The organism is Streptomyces sp. NPDC048288, from assembly GCF_043201555.1.
Taxonomy (GTDB): domain Bacteria; phylum Actinomycetota; class Actinomycetes; order Streptomycetales; family Streptomycetaceae; genus Streptomyces.
This window is the reverse complement of record NZ_JBICZD010000001.1, coordinates 282358-299790: the sequence shown is the minus strand read 5'-3', so window position 1 is coordinate 299790 and position 17433 is coordinate 282358. Positions and strand designations below refer to the sequence as shown.

14 protein-coding genes are annotated in these 17433 nt (G+C 73.4%); 2 read left to right on the top strand and 12 right to left on the bottom strand.

Going from position 1 to position 17433, the window contains the following annotated elements; genetic code table 11:
* Positions 1-18: 18 nt before the first annotated feature.
* From ACGFZS_RS01290 to ACGFZS_RS01265, 6 genes are all read right to left on the bottom strand, one after another.
* A complete protein-coding gene (locus ACGFZS_RS01290) occupies positions 19-966 on the bottom strand; it encodes a dihydrodipicolinate synthase family protein (protein WP_393793377.1) in 948 nt (315 codons plus the stop codon).
* Positions 966-1964, bottom strand: coding sequence for an oligopeptide/dipeptide ABC transporter ATP-binding protein (locus ACGFZS_RS01285; protein ID WP_393793376.1), 999 nt, complete (start codon positions 1962-1964; stop codon positions 966-968). Before ACGFZS_RS01285 ends, ACGFZS_RS01290 begins: the two co-directional genes overlap by 1 nt.
* Positions 1961-3973: a dipeptide/oligopeptide/nickel ABC transporter permease/ATP-binding protein gene (locus ACGFZS_RS01280; RefSeq protein WP_393793375.1), complete on the bottom strand. Its 2013-nt coding sequence runs from the start codon at positions 3971-3973 to the stop codon at positions 1961-1963. The genes ACGFZS_RS01285 and ACGFZS_RS01280 overlap by 4 nt, the downstream gene beginning before the upstream one ends.
* Complete coding sequence (locus tag ACGFZS_RS01275; RefSeq protein WP_393793374.1) at positions 3970-4929, bottom strand: ABC transporter permease; 960 nt, start codon at positions 4927-4929, stop codon at positions 3970-3972. The genes ACGFZS_RS01280 and ACGFZS_RS01275 overlap by 4 nt, the downstream gene beginning before the upstream one ends.
* Before the next feature lie 4 nt (positions 4930-4933).
* Positions 4934-6544 carry an ABC transporter substrate-binding protein gene (locus tag ACGFZS_RS01270; RefSeq protein WP_393793373.1) on the bottom strand — a complete coding sequence of 537 codons (1611 nt, stop codon included), beginning with the start codon at positions 6542-6544 and terminating at the stop codon, positions 4934-4936.
* A 217-nt stretch (positions 6545-6761) separates the two neighbouring features.
* A complete protein-coding gene (locus tag ACGFZS_RS01265; protein ID WP_365682764.1) occupies positions 6762-7178 on the bottom strand; it encodes an ester cyclase in 417 nt (138 codons plus the stop codon).
* 125 nt (positions 7179-7303) lie between these two features.
* On the opposite strand from ACGFZS_RS01265, the gene ACGFZS_RS01260 reads away from it, so the two are divergent.
* Positions 7304-7951 carry a TetR family transcriptional regulator gene (locus tag ACGFZS_RS01260; RefSeq protein ID WP_393793372.1) on the top strand — a complete coding sequence of 216 codons (648 nt, stop codon included), beginning with the start codon at positions 7304-7306 and terminating at the stop codon, positions 7949-7951.
* Between the two features lie 138 nt (positions 7952-8089).
* On the opposite strand, the gene ACGFZS_RS01255 is transcribed toward ACGFZS_RS01260, so the two are convergent.
* Positions 8090-8824 carry an SDR family oxidoreductase gene (locus ACGFZS_RS01255; RefSeq protein ID WP_365682760.1) on the bottom strand — a complete coding sequence of 245 codons (735 nt, stop codon included), beginning with the start codon at positions 8822-8824 and terminating at the stop codon, positions 8090-8092.
* 140 nt (positions 8825-8964) lie between these two features.
* Here ACGFZS_RS01255 and ACGFZS_RS01250 point away from each other — a divergent pair, with 140 nt between their 5' ends.
* Positions 8965-9579, top strand: coding sequence for a TetR/AcrR family transcriptional regulator C-terminal ligand-binding domain-containing protein (locus tag ACGFZS_RS01250; RefSeq protein ID WP_393793371.1), 615 nt, complete (start codon positions 8965-8967; stop codon positions 9577-9579).
* A gap of 22 nt (positions 9580-9601) precedes the next feature.
* On the opposite strand, the gene ACGFZS_RS01245 is transcribed toward ACGFZS_RS01250, so the two are convergent.
* From ACGFZS_RS01245 to ACGFZS_RS01225, 5 genes are all read right to left on the bottom strand, one after another.
* Positions 9602-10540: a hypothetical protein gene (locus ACGFZS_RS01245; RefSeq protein ID WP_393793370.1), complete on the bottom strand. Its 939-nt coding sequence runs from the start codon at positions 10538-10540 to the stop codon at positions 9602-9604.
* Positions 10537-11070, bottom strand: a complete 534-nt coding sequence (locus ACGFZS_RS01240) for a SigE family RNA polymerase sigma factor (RefSeq protein ID WP_393656604.1) — start codon at positions 11068-11070, stop codon at positions 10537-10539. The genes ACGFZS_RS01245 and ACGFZS_RS01240 overlap by 4 nt, the downstream gene beginning before the upstream one ends.
* A gap of 69 nt (positions 11071-11139) precedes the next feature.
* On the bottom strand, positions 11140-12315 hold the full coding sequence (locus ACGFZS_RS01235; RefSeq protein ID WP_393794098.1) for an exo-alpha-sialidase: 1176 nt from the start codon (positions 12313-12315) through the stop codon (positions 11140-11142).
* A gap of 101 nt (positions 12316-12416) precedes the next feature.
* Positions 12417-16370: a tetratricopeptide repeat protein gene (locus ACGFZS_RS01230; protein ID WP_393793369.1), complete on the bottom strand. Its 3954-nt coding sequence runs from the start codon at positions 16368-16370 to the stop codon at positions 12417-12419.
* Between the two features lie 318 nt (positions 16371-16688).
* Positions 16689-17384, bottom strand: coding sequence for a TerB family tellurite resistance protein (locus ACGFZS_RS01225; RefSeq protein ID WP_393793368.1), 696 nt, complete (start codon positions 17382-17384; stop codon positions 16689-16691).
* Between the last annotated feature and the right edge of the window lie 49 nt (positions 17385-17433).

The window sequence follows — 17433 nt, the reverse complement described above, 5'->3', positions numbered from 1 at the left end:
GGCGGGAGTCTGTCGCGGTCACCACCGCTCCGGCGGCCCCTGCATCAGGCCCGCCCCCGCGAGGTACTTGCCCACGCACTCGGTCTCCGCCTCCGACAGGGCGACCTGCGGCTCGGCGGTCGCCGGGCAGGCGATGATCCCGCGCAGGTGCAGCGCCGCCTTGAACGCTCCGAGCGCCGCCGAACTGCCGCCCATCCGGGCCGGGTCGCCGATGCCGACCATGCGGAAGAGGGCGCACAGCCGCTCCTGTTCGGCCCGGGCCCGGTCCCAGTCGCCGGCCCGGCAGAGGCGGTACAGACGGACGTAGCCGTCCGGGTCGACGTTGGCGAGACCCGGGACCACCCCGTCGGCGCCCAGCGCGAGGGCCGAGTCGACGGTCAGCTCGGAGCCGGTCAGCACGCTGAAGCCGGTCAGCCGACGGCCGCCCATGACGACCTCGCGGAAGCCCGCCAGGTCGCCGCTGGAGTCCTTCAGCCCGGCCAGCACCCCGTCGGCGGCCAGCTCCAGGACCAGGTCGGCGGGGAGCTTGGTGTGGACGGCGACCGGGATGTCGTAGGCGATCACCGGGACCGGCGACCGCTCGGCGACCAGGCGGAAGTGGCGGGCGATCTCGGCGGGGTGGGTGCGGGTGTAGTAGGGGGCGGTGACGACGATCCCGTCCGCGCCGGCGGCCGTGACGGACGCGACGTGGTCCAGGACCCGGGGCGTCGTCATGTCGATCACTCCCGCGAGGACCGGGAGCCGGCCGGCGGTGTGCGCCACCACCGTCTCCGTGACCAGCCGGCGCTGCCGGTCCGTCAGATACGCCGCCTCCGACGTCGAGCCGAGCACGAACAGGCCGTCCACCCCGGCCCCCGCCAGATGGTCGACGAGCCGTTTCAGGGAGGGGACGTCCACCTCGCGGTCCGGTGTCAGGGGGGTGCAGACGGGCGGTACGACACCGGTCAGCGGGGTGGGCAGCGTCATCAGGGCTCCTGGTGCAGGCTGTGGCTCGGCTGGTCCTCCTCCAACGGATGGTGACAGCGGTAGCGGTGACCCGGGCGTGACGCGGCCGTGAAGTCAGGCATGCGGACGGCACAGGCGTCGTCCGCCCGCCAGCAGCGGGTGCGGAACGGGCACCCGGACGGGGGGCGGGTGGCCGAGGGCACCGGACCGGTCAGCGGGATGGGGTCGATGGGGTTCAGCAGGCCGGGGGTGGCCGAGAACAGGGCGCGGGTGTACGGGTGCCGGGCGGCGGCCGTGACCTCGGCGGCCGGGGTCTCCTCGACGATCCGGCCCAGGTACATGGTGATCACCCGGTCGCTCATCCGCCGGACCGTCTGGATGTCGTGGGAGACGAAGACCATCGCGAGACCGAGGCGTTCGCGCAGGTCGAGCAGGAGGTTCAGGATCTGGGCGCGGACCGAGACGTCCAGGGCGCTGGTCGGTTCGTCGGCCACCACCAGGTCGGGGTCAAGGGCGAGCGCGCGGGCGATCGCGACGCGCTGGCGCTGGCCGCCGGACAGCTGCCCGGGGAGGGCCTCGGCGAGCGCCCGGGGCAGACCGACCAGGGCCATCAACTCCCGTACCCGGTCCTCCCGTTCGGGCCGGGTGCCGCGTTCGTGGACGTCCAGCGGGTCGCGCAGGATACGGCGCACGGGCAGCCGGCGGTTCAGGGCCGTCGACGGGTCCTGGAAGACCATGCCGGTGCTCGCGCCGACGGTCGCCCTGCGGTCGGCCGCCGGCATCGACCACAGGTCGCGGCCGTGGAAGGTGACCGTGCCGGCGGTCGGCCGCTGGATGCCCACCAGCACCTTGGCCAGCGTGGACTTCCCGCACCCCGACTCGCCGACCACGCCGACCGTCTCGCCGGGCGCCACGGTGAGGTCGGCGCCGGTCAGCGCGTACACCCGGTCGCGGCCGAGGAAGCCTCCGCCGCGGGCCTTGTGGACCACGTGGACGCCGGTCAGCTCCACCGCGCTCATGTCACCGCCTCGGTGCTCGCCAGGTCGGCGGCCGGGTGGTGGCAGGCCGCGGTGTGGGTGGGGGTGCCGAGCAGGGCCGGCGGGGTCGTCCGGCACACGTCGGTCGCCGCGGGGCAGCGGTCGCTGAACCGGCAGCCCGCCGGGAAGTCGGCGGGGGACGGGACCACGCCCCTGATCTGGGTCAGGCGCTCGGCCCCGGACTCCAGCGACAGGACGCTGCCGAGGAGGCCTCGGGTGTAGTGGTGGGTCGGGGAGCCGACCAGTTCGGCGGTGACGCCGGTCTCGACGATCTGGCCGCCGTACATCACCACCACCCGGTCGGTGACGTCGGCGACCAGGGCGAGGTCGTGGGAGACCAGGATCAGGGCGAAGCCGAGTTCCTCGCGGAGGCGCAGGAGGAGGTCCATCACCTGGGCCTGGACGGTGACGTCGAGGGCGGTGGTCGGTTCGTCGGCGATGATCAGGCGGGGGTCGCGGGAGAGGGCCATCGCGATGAGGACGCGTTGGCGCTGGCCGCCGGAGAGTTCGTGCGGGTAGCTGTGGAGGGTGCGGGTGGGGTCGAGGCCGACGAGGGCGAGGAGTTCGGCGGGGGTGTGGTGGCCGCCTCGTCGGGTGAGTTGCTTGAGCTGGGCGTTGATGGTCATGGAGGGGTTCAGGGAGGACAGGGCGTCCTGGTAGACCATCGCGATCTCGTGGCCGAGGAGGCGGCGGTGGGGGGTGGTGAGGTCTGTGGGCGGGTGCGGGTGAGTGGGGGCTGGTCGCGCAGTTCCCCGCGCCCCTTCAGGGCGCGTTCCCTGAGCGGCGTAATAATCGATTCGGCCCGTTACCCGTGCCGTCTTCGGCTGCAGGCCCATGATCGTGAGAGCCGTCAGGGATTTGCCGCAGCCCGACTCGCCCACCAGGCCGAGGACTTCGCCCGGGTGGACCTCGAAGGTGATGCCGTTCACGATGTTCGTGCCCCGGTGGCGGTCCGGGAAGGCGATGGTGAGGTTCTCCACGGACAGGACCGGCGGGCCCTCGTGGGAGGGGAGGGGCCGGGCGCGCTGTCGTAGCCGGTCGGCGGCCTCGGTCAAGGAGGGCAGCTCCGGAACCTCTCCCGGCTCGCCTACCTCCACGGGCTCCGTCGGTTCCGTCTCTCTCGGTGCCGGGGACGCCCACGCGTCCGAGACGCCCTCGGAGAGGATGTTGAGGGAGAGGACGGTGAGGAGGATCAGGAGGCCGGGGAAGACCGTGGCCCACCAGCCGCCGGTGAGGACCATGTTCTTGCCGTCGGCGATGACGCTGCCCCAGGAGGGGTCCGGGGGGCGGACGCCCGCGCCGATGAAGGAGAGGGAGGCCTCGAAGACGATGGCCTCGGCGACCTGGACGGTGCAGAAGACGAGGACGGGGGCGGCGCAGTTGACGGCCACGTGGCGGAGCACGATGTGCGGGGTGCGGGCGCCGATCACGCGTTCCGCGGTGACGTAGTCCTCGCCGTACTGGTCGAGGACGTTCGCGCGGACCACCCGGGCCACCGGCGGGGTGAAGAGGAAGGCGATCGCGCAGATCAGGACGGTGAGGCCGCCGCCGAAGACGGAGACGAGGACGGCGGCGAGGGCGATGCCGGGGAACGCCATCACCACGTCCAGGCAGCGCATCAGCGTCTCGTCCACGGCTCGTCGGGAGGTGGCCGCGAGGGCCCCGAGCAGGGCGCCGGCGACGAGGGCCAGGGCGGTGGCGCCGAGGCCGATGGCGAGGGACCAGCGGGCGCCGTACATCAGCCGGCTGAGGATGTCCCGGCCGAGGCTGTCCTGGCCCATCCAGTGGCCGGCGGAGGGGTGCCCGGTGCCGTCGACGGGGGTCTGCTGGGCGAGTGGGTCGTCGGGGGCGAGGAGGGGGGCGAGGAGCGCCACCAGGACGACGACGGCCAGGAAGGCGAGGGCCGTCCTGGACGGCGGGGTGAGCCTGCGCAGCCGTACGCCGGGACGGGCGAGGGCGGCGGTGAGGCCGGTGCGGGTGAAGGTCGTCATGTCGCCTCCCTCAGACGCGGGTTGACCAGCAGGTAGAGGATGTCGATGACGAGGTTGACGACGACGAAGCCGGTGGCGGTGGTGAGGACGACGCCCTGGACGACGGCCGGGTCGCCGTTCTGCACGGCGTCGATCATCAGCTTGCCCATGCCGGGCAGGGCGAAGATGGTCTCGATGACGACGGCGCCGCCGAGGAGGTAGCCGACCCGCAGGCCGAGCACGGTCAGGGGGTTCACGAGCGCGTTGCGCAGGACGTTGCGGCCGACGACGACGTGGGGTGGCAGGCCGCTGCCGATCGCGGTGCGGACGTAGTCCTTGTCCAGTTCCTCGACCACCGAGGTGCGGACGATTCTGGTGAGCTGGGCGGCGACCGGCAGGGAGAGCGCGAGGGCGGGCAGGGCCATGGTCCTCAGCCAGCCGGTGACGGAGTCCTCGGGGTTGATGTAGCCGCCGGCCGGGAACCAGCCGCGGTCGACCGCGAGGTACTGGATCATCAGCAGCGCGAGCCAGAAGGCGGGGGCGGCGACGCCGATCAGGGAGAGCACCCGGATGGCCTGGTCCGGCCAGCGGTCGCGGTGGATGGCCGCGGTGACGCCGCCGGCGAGGGCCAGGACGACGGCGATGCCGAGGCCGAGGAAGGTCAGCTGGAGGGTGAGCGGCAGTGCGGTGAGGACCTGGTCGAGGACCGGGGTGCGGGTGAGGGCGCTGGTGCCGAGGTCGCCGTGGAGCAGGTCGCCGACGAAGTGGAAGTAGCGGACGGGGAGGGGGTCGAGGAGGCCGTTGTGGGCGCGGAAGGCGTGCAGTTGCGCCGGGGTGGGGTTGGCGCCCTGGAAGAACGCGGACGCCGGGTCGACGTCGGAGAAGCCCATCACCAGGAACACGAACAGGGCGATGCCGAGGAGCAGGGGCACCAGCAGGGCGACGCGGCGCAGCAGGATGCGCAGGACGGCGGTCATGCCGTCAGGCCCACTTGGCGGTGAGGACGTTGATGCCGGGGTAGGGCTGGGCCCTTATGCCGGTGAGTCTGCGCGGGTCCCAGGCGGTGATCAGCTCGTTGTGGACGACCGGGTAGAGGACGGCCTGTTCGGCGACGACGTCGATGTAGTCCTGGATCATCGTCCTCTTCTTCCCGGGGTCCGGTTCGCGGGTGGCCGCGTCCATGGCCTTGAAGAGCTGCCTGGCGACAGCGTTGTCGGCCCAGCGGGCGTAGCCCGTCCAGAGGTTCTCGGGGCCGTAGTTGTAGTGCATGATCAGGTCGGCGTCGAGGCCGAACTGGTTGGGGTTCGAGACGGCGGCGACGACCTGGTAGTCCTGCTTCTGGTCCATCTTGGTGAAGACGGCCGTGGTCTCCTGCGGGGACAGGGTGGTGCGGACCCCGATCGCGTCCCAGGACGACTTGATGGTGGGCAGGCAGTCGACGAGCCAGCTCACGTTGACGGCGAGGATGTTCACCCGGAGTCCGCCGACCCCGGCGGCCTTCAGCAGGGCCCGTGCCCTGTCCGGGTCGTAGTCGTAGACCGTCTTCGCCCGCCGGTAGGCGGGGTTGGTCTCGTTCAGGAACGAACTCGCGGGTTTCCCGTGGCCCTTGAGGGCGACCTCGACGATCTTCGCCTTGTCGATGGCGTAGTGCAGGGCCTGGCGGACGCGGACGTCGTCGAAGGGTTTGTGCCGGGTGTTGAACATCAGGAACGCGTTGTTCATCCCGGCGCCGCCGCCGACCGAGAGTCCGCCCTGTTCGAGGCGGGGGATGTTGGCGTACGGGATGTTGTCGGAGATCTGCGCGCCCGCGCCGGCCCCGGAGATCCGCGCCACGCGTGAGGCGGCGTCGACGATCGTCAGCCAGTTCATGCGCTGGAAGGCAGGGGCACGGGGGCCGTTGTAGCGGTCGTACGCGGCGAAGGTGGTGTTCGACTTCGGGTGGTGCCCGGTCTGCCGGTACGGCCCCGAGCCGACCGCCAGTCCCCGGATCGCGTCGTCCCAGGCGCCGGGCCGGGAGAACACGTGCTTCGGCATGATCTTGGCGAGGGTGAGGCGGGCGATCCCGTCCGGGAAGGGGAAGCGGAGCACCAGGTCGACGGTCCGGGTGTCGACCTTGCGGGCCTCCTTCAGCCAGCTCGCGAAGAAGCCGTGGGCGAGGGTGGGGGTGCCCGGGTCGAGGATCCGGCCGAAGACGAAGACCACGTCGTCGGCGGTGACCGGTTTCCCGTCGTGGAAGGTGGCGCCGGGGCGCAGGGTGAACCGCCAGGTCGTGGCGTTCGGGTCGGCGGGCAGCCCGGTGGCCAGCGCCGGGTAGGGGGCGCGGGTGATCGGGTCGGTGTCGGCCAGGCCCTCGTAGAGGTGGTTGTTGGCGGCCATCGCGAACGCGGACGCGGTCTGGGTCGGGTCCCAGCTGCCGTCGTTGCCGTAGCCGATCACGGCGGTGAGGGTGCGGTCGGAGCCGCCGCCGAGGTCGATGGTGGACTTGGGGCCGCAGGCCGTCAGCGCGGGCAGGGTGGTCAGCGAGGCGGCCGCGCCCAGGGCCCCGGCGTGTTTCAGGAACGTCCTGCGGCCGTGGGTCGCCTCGTCGCGCACGGAGCCTCCAGTGTGGGGGAACGGAGACGTCGGACGTCCTGTGTAAGCGCGACCATAAGAGGGGGTTCGGGGGCGGTCAAGGCAAGGCGCGCGAATGGCGTAAACCGTCAGAGGTGGGACCAATGGCGCTCCTACGGCACCCCGATGGCGCCCCGACGACACCCCGGAACGGCGGGAGTCGGCGCCGGCCGCCGGGCGGGCGGCCGGCGCCGGGGTGCTACGCGGGAGCGGTCAGCTGGGCCGCCACGGCGGCGCCGTCCAGCCAGACGTTCTCCCGGGAGATGCGGCCGTCGCGGAACTCGAAGACGTGCAGGATCCGGAAGGTGATCCGGCGGCCTCCGCCCGGGATGCCGAGCATGGCGCCCGGGACCGTGCCCGTCATCACGTTCTCCATGGTCACGGCGTCGTCGGAGTAGTAGGTGCGGGTGCGCTCCTCGCTCTCGGCGCGGAAGTCCTTGCACAGCTGGCGGTAGAAGTCGAGCGCCGCCGGGATGCCGTGCTTCGGGCCGTTCGGGTCGCCGACGACGTCGTGCTCGATGTCGTCGGTGTAGACGGCGACCGACCCCTCCGGATCACCGCGTTCCTCGGCGCTCATGTGCGCCTCGATCAGCTCTTCCATTTCGGCGGGTGTCATGGAGCCCATGGTCAGGAGCCCCCTCTCTCGTCGCGCCGCGTGCTCTCGCACGGAGCCGCGGCCCCCGTAGTGAGACACTGTTACCATAATGAGAAATGGTTCTCACGACAAGAGGGGTTCTCATCATGGAGGGGAGCGAAAGGAGTGCGGAGGGCGCGAGGGGCGCGCGGGACGGCCGGCGCAACCAGAAGCTGCGCACCCGCCGGGCCCTCCTCGACGCGGCCGCCGAGCTGCTGCGCGAGGGGCACCCGGTCACCATCGCGGACGCGGCCGAGGCGGCCCGGGTCTCGACGGCCACCGCCTACCGGTACTTCTCCAGCCCCCAGGAGCTGCTCCGGGAGACCCGCACGCTGATGCGCGCCCCGGACCTCACCGCGGACCTGCCCGCCGACCCGGCCGGGCGGGTGGACGCGATCGTCTCCCGGGTCGCCGACATGCAGCTGGCGAACGAGCCGGCCTGGCGGGCGATGCTGAGCGCGAGCCTGGAGCGGTCCCTCGAGCAGGGCGGCGACGGCCCGGAGGAGGACGGGTTCCCGGTCCGCAGCCGCAACCGCCTCGACCTGACCCGCACCGCCCTGGCCCCCCTCACCGACACCCTCCCGCCCGCCGCACTCCGTCGACTGACCATGGCGCTCACCCTGGTCTACGGCGTGGAGTCCCTGGTCTCGACCCGCGACGTCTGCGAACTGGAGGCGGCGGAGGCGAAGGAGGTCATGCGCTGGGCGGCCCGGTCCCTGCTCGATACGGCGCTGCGCGAGGAGACCGAGGACTAGGGGCGGCCCGAAGCGGCGCGGGGCCGCATCCACAGGCGGCTCCGCCGCGTGGGCGCGCGTCCGGCCACGACCAGCCGCGACGGCGCCCGCAGTCGCCCGCGGGCACCTCGCGGCACACCAGCACCTCGCGGCACACCGTCAGGCGATCCCGCCGTTCGTGTACAGCACCTGGCCGTTGACCCAGCGGCCCGGGCCGGCCAGGAAGGCGACGGTCTCGGCGATGTCGGCGGGGGTGCCGAGCCGCTCCAGCGGGGCCTGTGCCGCGAGCCGTCGTACCGTCTCCTCGTCCTTGCCGTCGAGGAAGAGCGGGGTGGCCGTGGGGCCGGGGGCGACCGCGTTGACCGTGATGTCGCGGCCGCGCAGCTCGCGGGCGAGGACGAGGGTCATCGCCTCGACGGCGCCCTTGCTGGCCGCGTAGGCGGCGTAGCCGGGGGCGGCGAGCCGGGTGACGGAGGTCGAGAAGGTGATGATCGCACCGCCGGCCCGGACCCGGCGCGCGGCCTGCTGGGCGACGACGAAGGTGCCGCGGATGTTGGTGCGGTGCATACGGTCGAGGTCGTCCAGGCCGAACTCCGCGACCGGCCCGAGGGTCATCACCCCGGCGGTGTGGACGACCACGTCGATCCCGCCGAACTCCTTCTCCACCACGTCGAACGCCTCGGCCATGGCGGTCTCGTCGGCGACGTCGCCCCGGACGGCGACCGCGCGCCCGCCGGCCCGCTCGACCGCGGCGACGACCTCCTGCGCGGCCTCGGCGTTGCCCGCGTAGTGGACGCCGATCGCCACGCCTTCCGCGGCCAGCCGCTCGGCGACGGCGCGGCCGATGCCGCCGGACGCTCCGGTGACCAGTGCGACACGTGTGACCTCAGACATCGTGATTCCACCTCTCCGGGGAGGACTATTAATGAACGCTGAGTCCATATAAGCAGATGGTGGACGCGCCGTCCATATGTCACAGTGAGTGGTCGAAGATCGGCGGTCGAAGGTCGACGGACACGGGCAGGAGGCATCAGGTGCAGCAGGTCGAAGGGACTCCGGGTACGCCGGTGCGGCGCGGGCGGGGACGGCGGCCCGCGGACGAGGTGCGGGCCGACATCCTCACCGCCGCCGGGGCCCTGCTCCTGCGGGAGGGCATGGCGGCCTTCACCATCGAGCGGGTCGCCCAGGAGGCCGGGGTCAGCAAGACGACGATCCACAAGTGGTGGCCCTCACGCGGCACGCTCGCGCTCGACGGCTACTTCCACGCCGTCGAGTCCACCCTCGCCTTCCCCGACACCGGCGACATCGCGGCCGACCTGACGGCCCAGGTCCGCGCCTTCGTCCGGCTGCTCACCGGAACACCGGCCGGCCCGGTCATCGGCGGGCTCATCGGCCGGGCCCAGACCGACCCCGACCTCCTGGCCGCCCTGCTGGAGCGCTACTCCGGGCCCCGGCGCGAGCTCGCGGTGGCGGCGATGCGGCGCGCCCAGGACCGCGGCCAGCTGCGCGCCGACGCCGACCCCGAGATCCTGGTCGACCAGCTCTGGGGCGCCTGCTACCACCGCCTGCTGCTCCCCGACCAGCCCCTCACCGACGCGTTCGCGGGCCGGCTGGTCGCCAACCTGCTGCACGGCGTCGGGACCGGCTGACCCGGACCGGCCGGGGCGGGCCCTAGGGCAGCGTCTTCTCGTAGGAGGCGTCCTGGCCGGAGTCGTAGACGAGCTTGCCCGTCTTGTCGTACCCCTTGAGGTGCGGGGCCTCGGTGACCTGCCGGTGCAGGGTGCCGGTGGCGACGAACCAGCCGTGGTCGAGGAGCGCCTCGCCCGTGCTGTCGCCGTAGGAGAAGGTCATCCTGGCCACCGCGCCACGGTAGTTGCCGATGATCCCCCAGCGGAACGGCAGTTTCCAGTTGCCCTTGTCGATGAACGACTGCTGGTACAGCTTGCCGCTGTTCATGTCCGGGACCACGGGCAGCTTGGCGCCGCCGAAGGGGTCCCCGGAGCTGATGTTCAGCCCGGCCTGGCCGTCGCTGATGTCGCAGATGATCCGGGTCGCCGTCGGCTTCTCGCGCACCGCGACCACGAAGTAGCCGTCGCCGGGGGCGTTCGAGTCGCCGGTGCTCCGCATCGCGAGGATGATCCGGTAGTCGGCGGGGCGGCCCAGGTCGACGTAGGTGGGGTCCTTGGTCGAGTGGTTCGCCTTGTTGGTGTCGAGGCACTGGCCGAGCCCCTGCACGGCCAGCCCGAAGGTGATCCCGTCGAGGAGCTGGCCCGCGGACGCGGGCGGCGCGGGCTCGGCCGACGCGGACCCGCTCGGGGTGGCGGAGGGGGTCGGAGGCGCGCTGTGGTGCGCGGTGGGGCCGGGCCCGGCCGGGCTCGTCACCGTGCTGCCGCCGCCCAGCGCGTACGCGCCGACCGGCACCGCCGCCAGCGCCGCCAGCGCGGCCCCGCCCACGGCGAGTCGCCGGCGCCGCTCCAGCACGCCCCGGCGGCGGATCTCCGGATACGGCACCGGTGACGGCCGGACCGCCGACGCCTCCCCCGCCAGCAGGGCCCGGACCTGTGCCTCGAAGTCCGGCCCGACTCCGCCGTCCCGCTGTTCCGCGCTCACCTGCCGCCTCCCTGCCCGGACCCCGCGTGGCTCATGGTCTGCGCGAGCCCCGGGAACGTACGCAACTTCGCCAGGCCCTTGGACGCCTGGCTCTTGACCGTGCCCGGGGAGCAGCCGAGCACCTCGGCCACCTCCCCCTCGGACAGGTCCTCCCAGTACCGCAGCACCACCACCGCGCGCTGCCTGGGCGGCAGCTGGGCCAGGGCCGCGAGCAGCGTGCCGCGCTCGTCGGCCCGGGTCACGGCGTCGTCGTGCCCCGGGTGCTCCGGCGGCGCGGCGGTCAGCGACTCCGCCACCCGCCGCTTGCGGAAGCGGTCGCTGTTGCAGCTGACCAGTATGCGGCGGACGTACGCCTCCGGATGGTCGGCGCGGGAGACCCGGCGCCACGACCGGTACGCCTTGGCCAGCGCGGTCTGCGTGAGGTCCTCCGCGTGGTGCGGGTCGCCGGTGAGCAGAACGGCGGTCCGTACGAGATGGGACCACCGCGCTCTGACGAATTCCTGGAACTGGGCCTCGAGTTCGGCCTGCATCAGCCACCCCCTCGCCCTCCAGACCACCGGGCGCCCGGATTCGGTTGCCCGGTGGTGCGAAAGGTTTCCTCAGGGGGCCGGGAGGCGCCGGAACTCGATCGTCTCGTACGCCGTGCGCGTGCCCGTCTCGTACAGCACCCCCACCGTGCTCTTGTCCACCTGGACCAGGTCCGAGTAGGCCGCCTTCCGGTCGGACAGGGTGCGGAGCCGGTCGAAGGTGATGCCCTGGTCCGTGCTGCTCCACAGGGCCATGGACCTGCGGGCGGTCGGGACCGAGGGCGCCGAGAAGAGCAGCGGGGAGTCCGCGCCCCGGAGTTGGAGGACCGAGCCCTCGACCACCGGCACCTCGTCGAGGGTCGGCTGGACGGTGTAGCCGGCGTCCAGGGTCTCGCCGCCGTCGCTCGACCAGGCGTCCAGCCGGTTGCCGGGGCTGGAGCCGTTCTGGTCGCGGGCGTTGAAGTAGAGGCGCCCGCCGGGGAGTTGGGCGGCGGTCGTCTCGTTGGCGTTGTCGTGGCCGGTGTAGGAGTCGTCGACGAAGCCGAGATGCCAGGTGCGGCCGTGGTCGTCGCTGTAGAGGGCGTGCCCGCCGTAGTACTTGGCCTCGCTGCCGGTGTCGGCGGAGCCGGCGCGCGGGGCGGCGGAGTGGTCGGCGGCGACGACCAGCCGGCCCCGGTGCGGGCCCTCGGTGAGGGCGACGGCATGGCCGGGTCCGGTGGCGTACCAGCGCCAGCCGGAAGGTTTCACCTGGGCCGTGATCTCCCGCGGGGCGGTGAAGGACCGCCCGTCGCTGCGGCTGCGCTGCACGAACACCCGGCGGCTCTGCGCCTGGGTGACCTGGCCGCGCATGATCTGCGCCTCGCTCACCGAGCCGTCGTTGTACGAGGTCACCAGGACGATGTCGCCGGTGCGCGGGTCGACGACCGGCGCCGGGTTGCCGCGGGTGTCGCCGTTGCCGTCGGCCACCACCTGGAGCGGGCTCCAGGTGCAGCCGCCGTCGGAGGAACGTCTCAGCACCACGTCGATGTCACCGCTGTCCCCGGCGGTGGTGTGCCGGCCCTCCGCGAAGGCCAGCAGGGTGCCGCGCCAGGTGCGGACCACGGCCGGGATGCGGTACTGGGCGTAGCCGCCCTCACCGGAGACGTACGGCACGGAGGACTCACAGGTCGCCGCCCAGGCCCTGGGCTCGACCGCGAACGCCCCCAGCAGCAGGGCGGCGGCGACGGAGATCCGGCTCACGCGGGTCACAGGAGACACATGGCTCACTCTTCCATGGTGCTCCCCTTCACTCATATTGCATCCCCACAACGGCCAAACGGGTCACGGTGGTTGCGAAACCCGACGGAGTGTCAGGAGCGGAGGCGGAACGCGGCGCGCAGACCGCGCCAGTGACCGGTCACCAGGCAGAGCGGGCGGTAGTACCGCAGGAACACGCGGACCTGGACGCTGTCGGCACCGTAGCGGCGGACGGTGTCGTCCCGCACGGCGTCGAAGAGGAACGCCGCGCGACGCGGGTGCAGGGCCCACACCGTGGCGCGGGCCGCGTTGCTGCGGGCCCGGGCGGTCATCGGATGGTCGGGGCCCTGGATCCGGGCATGGTCGGCGGCGAGCGCGGTGTACCCGGCCAGCGAGGCGCGCACCCGCAGCGTGTAGCGGTCGATGAGGGCGGCGAACCGGCGGGCCTCCAGCGTCCAGGGGTGCCCGGGACCGTACAGCCGTTCGTAGGAAGCGAGCCGGGCCCGCGCGATCTCCCGGGCCCGACGCCAACGGCCCGAGACGCACAGCGCGTGGCTCCACCAGTCCTGCTGCATCAGGGTCATCGTGTGGTGCGGACCGAAACGGGCCGTCAGGTCGTCGAGAAGCCGCTTCTGCAGCATGGCGTTGCGGTGAACCAGGCCGACCGAGCAGTAGGCCGAGCCCAGCCTGCGCCGGGCGGCGACCGTGCTCGGACTCCAGGGGTCGGACCGGGCCTGCCAGGCTCGCAGCACCCGCCTGCGCAGCCGCAGGGCCTTCAGCCGCCGCTGCGCGGTACGCAGGTCGTCGGCGATGTCTTCGAGCGCGCCGATGGTCAGGGGGTGCTCGTCGCCCAGCGCACCGCGCAGCCAGGTGTACAGCTCCCGGTTGAGTCTGCGGGCCGCGCCGCGCATCCGGTTGCGCAGCAGAGCCTGGACCAGCTCCTGACGGGTGAACACGGTGAGCAGACTGTCGGCCCCGTAGTGCCGCTCGTGGTCGGCGACGCTCCGTTCGGCCAGCGCGAGCTGTTCCCGGTACCGGCCGGCCCAGTCGCAGGCCGAGGCCGTCCGGCGGCCGGCCAGCAGGGTGGCCGGATGGTCCTCGCCCCAGCGCCGGGCGATGTCCTCGGCGACCCGGCGCTGGACGGCCAGGGCCGCCTCGTACTGCTGGCCGTGCTGGAGCGTGCCGACCAGGTCGGCACGGGCCCACACCACGTTGACGTGATCCTCCCCGTACAGCCGGGCGTTCTCGGCGACGGCCCGCTCCCGAAGCTCCCGCGCCTCCTGGTACCGGCCCGTGGTGAGCAGCAGGCCGGCCAGCCGGCTCCGGGCCGAGAACACCTTCGGGTGACCGGGGGGCAGCGTGCTCTCGGCGTCCCGCAGCGTGTCGCGCAGCAGTTCCTCCGCCTCCGCGTGCCGTGCGGCCGCGGTGAGGGCGTCTCCGAGGGCCAGCCGGACCTGGACGGTCTGCGGATCGCGCGGTCCGCACAGCCGCTCGTGGTCCGCGAGCAGTTCGCGGGCGCCGTCCACCGCCTCCTCGCGGCGGCCGTGCCGCACGCACAAGGAGACGTGGTGGCTGCGCACGTCCAGGGTGGCCGGGTCCTCCGCGCCGAGGATCCGCTCGTGGTCCGCGAGCAGGGCCCGGCTCTCCTCGTAGGCCTCCCGGTGGCGGACCGACTGGTCGAGGGACCAGACGAGTCGGCGGCGGGCATGCAGGACGCTGATGTGCTCGGGGCCGAGCAGAGCGGTCTCGTCGGCCACCAGCCGCCGGAACAGGTCGGTGGCCTCCTGGTCCCGGTCGGCCAGCTGCAGGCAGTAGGCGAGGGTGTCACGGACCACGAGAGTCTCGGCGGCCGACGGTCCGAACGTCTCCTCGGCGTCGGTGACGGCCTCCTCGGCCAGGGCGAGGGCCTCGGCGTACAGCTGGGCGTCCGCGCAGCAGCGGGCCAGGCGGTTGCGGGCGGACAACGTCTCCCAGGAGCCGGGGCCGTGGGCGAGCCGGCACTCCTCCACGTACCGGCGCAGCAGGAGAACGCCCTCCTCCGCCTCGTCGACCGCCTGGTAGGCGTCGGCGAGGCCGACGAGCGAGTCCGGGCCCGCCTCCGTCGGACCGGCGGCGCCGAGCACGTCCGAGCGCAGCCGTGCCACGGCGCTCACCGCCTCCTGGCGCCGCCCCGCCGTCGCGTAGGCGTTCGCGAGTTCGTCCAGCGCCTCGCGCGCCTCGCGGTGATCGGAGCCGTGGGTGCGCCGCGCGGCACGCTCCAGTTCCTCGAACATGGGGACGGCGAGCTCGAACCGTCCGCCGTCCAGGTAGGCACCGGCGAGGTCCCGGCGGGCCTGTTCGAGTTCGGGGTCGTCGGGGGCGAGGGCGCGCCCGGCGAGTTCCAGCCGCCGGACGTAGGCCGTGACCGCCTGCTCGCTGCGCCGGGCGGTGCTGTACAGGTCGCCCTCCAGCTCCAGGGCGAGCCGCAGCGCGGGGGCGTCCTCGTCCAGGGCCGCCTCGCAGTCGGCCCGGGTGCGCACGGCCAGGGCCAGCGCCCTCGTGGTCGCGCCGACGTGCCGCAGATGCCCGTAGGCCGCCCAGCGCCGCAGCAGCACCAGATCGGTCCACAGGTCCGGGCCCGGTTCGACGGGGGCATGGCACGCGACCGACCAGAGCGCGTCGATCTGGTCGACGAGCTGACCGGCGAACTCCCTTCGCTCCCAGGCCTCGTGGACGGGCACCCGGACCTCTCCCAGGTACCGGGCGACATCGGCCACGACGGATCCGAGGGCCGCGCCCGCGCGTTCGCGCACCACCCGCTGGACCAGCCGGTGCACGCTCGGGGCGTCCGTGCCGGTGTTCGTGGCGAGCGAGGCCTGGAAGAGGGCGCCGAGGGCGTCCGTGACGGCGGTGGGGTCGTCGACGCCCGCCTCGCGGGCCGCCCCGTGCAGCAGTTCCCGGGGCACGCCGGCCGGGGACAGCACCGAGAGGATCTCCAGCACCGTCCGTACGACGCCGGCCGGCCCCGCCTGCTCGGCCTGTTCGAGCGAGATCAGCACCGCCTCGGCCAGCCGGTGCGCGTAGCGCTCCCCCGGCACCTTCTCCAGCGCCGAGTCCAGCGGATAGGCGCGCAGCCGGTCCAGGTAGGGCCGGTAGCCCGTGTCCCGGGACCGGATGACGTGCGCGGCCTGGGCGAGCGCCAGCGGCAGCCGGCCCAGCTCCGCGGCGAGTTCGGCCGCCCCGTCCTGGTCCGCGCCGACCCGTTCCCGCAGGAAGGCCAGCGCTTCCTCCTCGCTGAAGACGGTGACGTCGACCCGGGCGGCGGCCAGGTACTCGAAGGCCCGGGAGGTGGCCGTGACCACCACCTGGGCGTGCCCGGAGGTGGGCAGCCAGCGCAGCACCTCGTCGGGGTCGGTGGCGTTGTCGAGCACCAGCAGGCACCGGTGGCCGGGATGGCGGCCGATCCAGTCGAGGGCCGCCCGGGCCGCGGGCACCGCGTCGTCCCCGGCCTCCCGCACCCCGAGCTGGTCGGCGAGGTCGGCGAGGCCCGAGGCCAGCTGCCCGCTGTTCTCCGCGGTGATCCAGGCGACCACGGGCCACCCGTCCTCGATACGACGCCGGGCGTAGGCCGCCGCGAGCTGGGTCTTGCCGACGCCCCGGGCACCGGTCACCGCGTGGACCACGGCGAGTTCGTGCCGTTCGGCGGCACCGGCGAGTTCGGCGAGCAGATCACGGCGTGGCTGGAAGCCGACCGGTTCCCGGGGCAGGTCCCCCATCCGGACGAGGAGGGGAGCCGGCTCGGGCGGCGGCGCGGAGCCGGACACGGTGACGGTGGCATGCGGCAGTTCCAGGCGTACGGCGTCCGGCGGCGGGCCCGCCTCGGGCCGGGCGGCACGCGGGGCCCACCACGCCCCCCAGGTGCCGCCGACGGTCGCGGCGACGGTCGCCGCGGCCACCCCCACGGCGACCCGGCTGTCGTCGGACCGCGGCAGCAGCGGCACGTCCACCGCGTAGAACAGCAGGAAGACGCCCGTGAACGCGATCACGTTCAGAGCCACCACCAGCATCCAGCGCATGCCCGGTCTCATGCGCTCCCCCTCGTCCCCCGACGCCCGCCGAGGACGTTCGCACGCGTTCCCCGGGTCCCCTGTGGGTCCGGCGAAGTCCTCCGGTACGCAAGGAAGTTCCCCGCCCGGCCGGACGGGACACTCGGCCGCGCCGGAAATCCACCGCGGCCCGGAGAACGGAGGACGCGCCCGCGGAGAACGCCGGAACCTCACCCGGAGAGCGCCGGAACCTCACCCTGGGAACGCCGGGCCGAGGGAGGCTCGGCCGAGAGCCGAGAGCCGATCGCACCCGCGCGGAACGCCGGAGACGAAACGCCCGGAGACGGGGGCGGGTGACGTTCAGGACGGTGTGCGGGCCGCTGCCAGGAGGCGGGTGACGTCGTGGGCGCAGATGGTGAGGGCCGCGCCGACGGTGCCGAGGACCTCGCGTTCGGCGGTGGTGTAGGGGCCGTCGGCGAGGGCGATGCGGGCGGCCTGGAGGAGGAGGGACTCGCGGCCGCCGGGGGCGAGATGCGGGGCGAGGGGGTCGAGGGCCTCGTGCAGTTCTATCGCGAGGCTCGCGCCGCCGGGCTGCTCGAACACCCGGCCGGTGTCCGCGGCGAGGGCGTCGACCAGCGCGCCCAGCTGGTCCTCGGTAGCGTCCTCGAAACCGGCCGCGCGGACCGTGGCCGCGGCCGCCTCCAGGGCCGTACGGGAACAGGTGCCGCCGGCGGCGAGGACGGCGAGGGCGACGGTGTGCACGGCGTCGCGGAGCATCGCGGAGAAGCGGGTGGTGGTGGGGTGGTCGAGTACGTCGGTGCCGTAGTGGTGGCGGCAGGCGGCGCACTCCACGACCGGGCCGGTGGTGCCGCGCGGCAGCACCGGCACGCCGAGCAGGGTGAAGCGGCGGCGGCCGGTGAGGCGCTGGTAGTTGCGGTCGCCTCCGCAGCCGGGGCAGAAGAACTGGCCGTCGCCGACGGGTGTCCACGCGGTGCGGGTGCCCAGAATGCGGGCAGGCCTGACGGTTCGGCCGTCTCGTCCCCGTACTGGCAGCACGTCGCACCTCCGTAACGCCGTGGCAACATCGCCACCGCTGGCGTGATGT

Coding starts and splice junctions, on each gene's coding strand:
- ACGFZS_RS01230 (WP_393793369.1), bottom strand. CDS start 16,370: ATGAGACCGGGCATGCGCTGGATGCTGGTGGTGGCTCTGAACGTGATC.
- ACGFZS_RS01280 (WP_393793375.1), bottom strand. CDS start 3,973: ATGACGACCTTCACCCGCACCGGCCTCACCGCCGCCCTCGCCCGTCCC.
- ACGFZS_RS01265 (WP_365682764.1), bottom strand. CDS start 7,178: ATGACACCCGCCGAAATGGAAGAGCTGATCGAGGCGCACATGAGCGCC.
- ACGFZS_RS01255 (WP_365682760.1), bottom strand. CDS start 8,824: ATGTCTGAGGTCACACGTGTCGCACTGGTCACCGGAGCGTCCGGCGGC.
- ACGFZS_RS01285 (WP_393793376.1), bottom strand. CDS start 1,964: ATGAGCGCGGTGGAGCTGACCGGCGTCCACGTGGTCCACAAGGCCCGC.
- ACGFZS_RS01275 (WP_393793374.1), bottom strand. CDS start 4,929: ATGACCGCCGTCCTGCGCATCCTGCTGCGCCGCGTCGCCCTGCTGGTG.
- ACGFZS_RS01260 (WP_393793372.1), top strand. CDS start 7,304: ATGGAGGGGAGCGAAAGGAGTGCGGAGGGCGCGAGGGGCGCGCGGGAC.
- ACGFZS_RS01240 (WP_393656604.1), bottom strand. CDS start 11,070: ATGCAGGCCGAACTCGAGGCCCAGTTCCAGGAATTCGTCAGAGCGCGG.
- ACGFZS_RS01290 (WP_393793377.1), bottom strand. CDS start 966: ATGACGCTGCCCACCCCGCTGACCGGTGTCGTACCGCCCGTCTGCACC.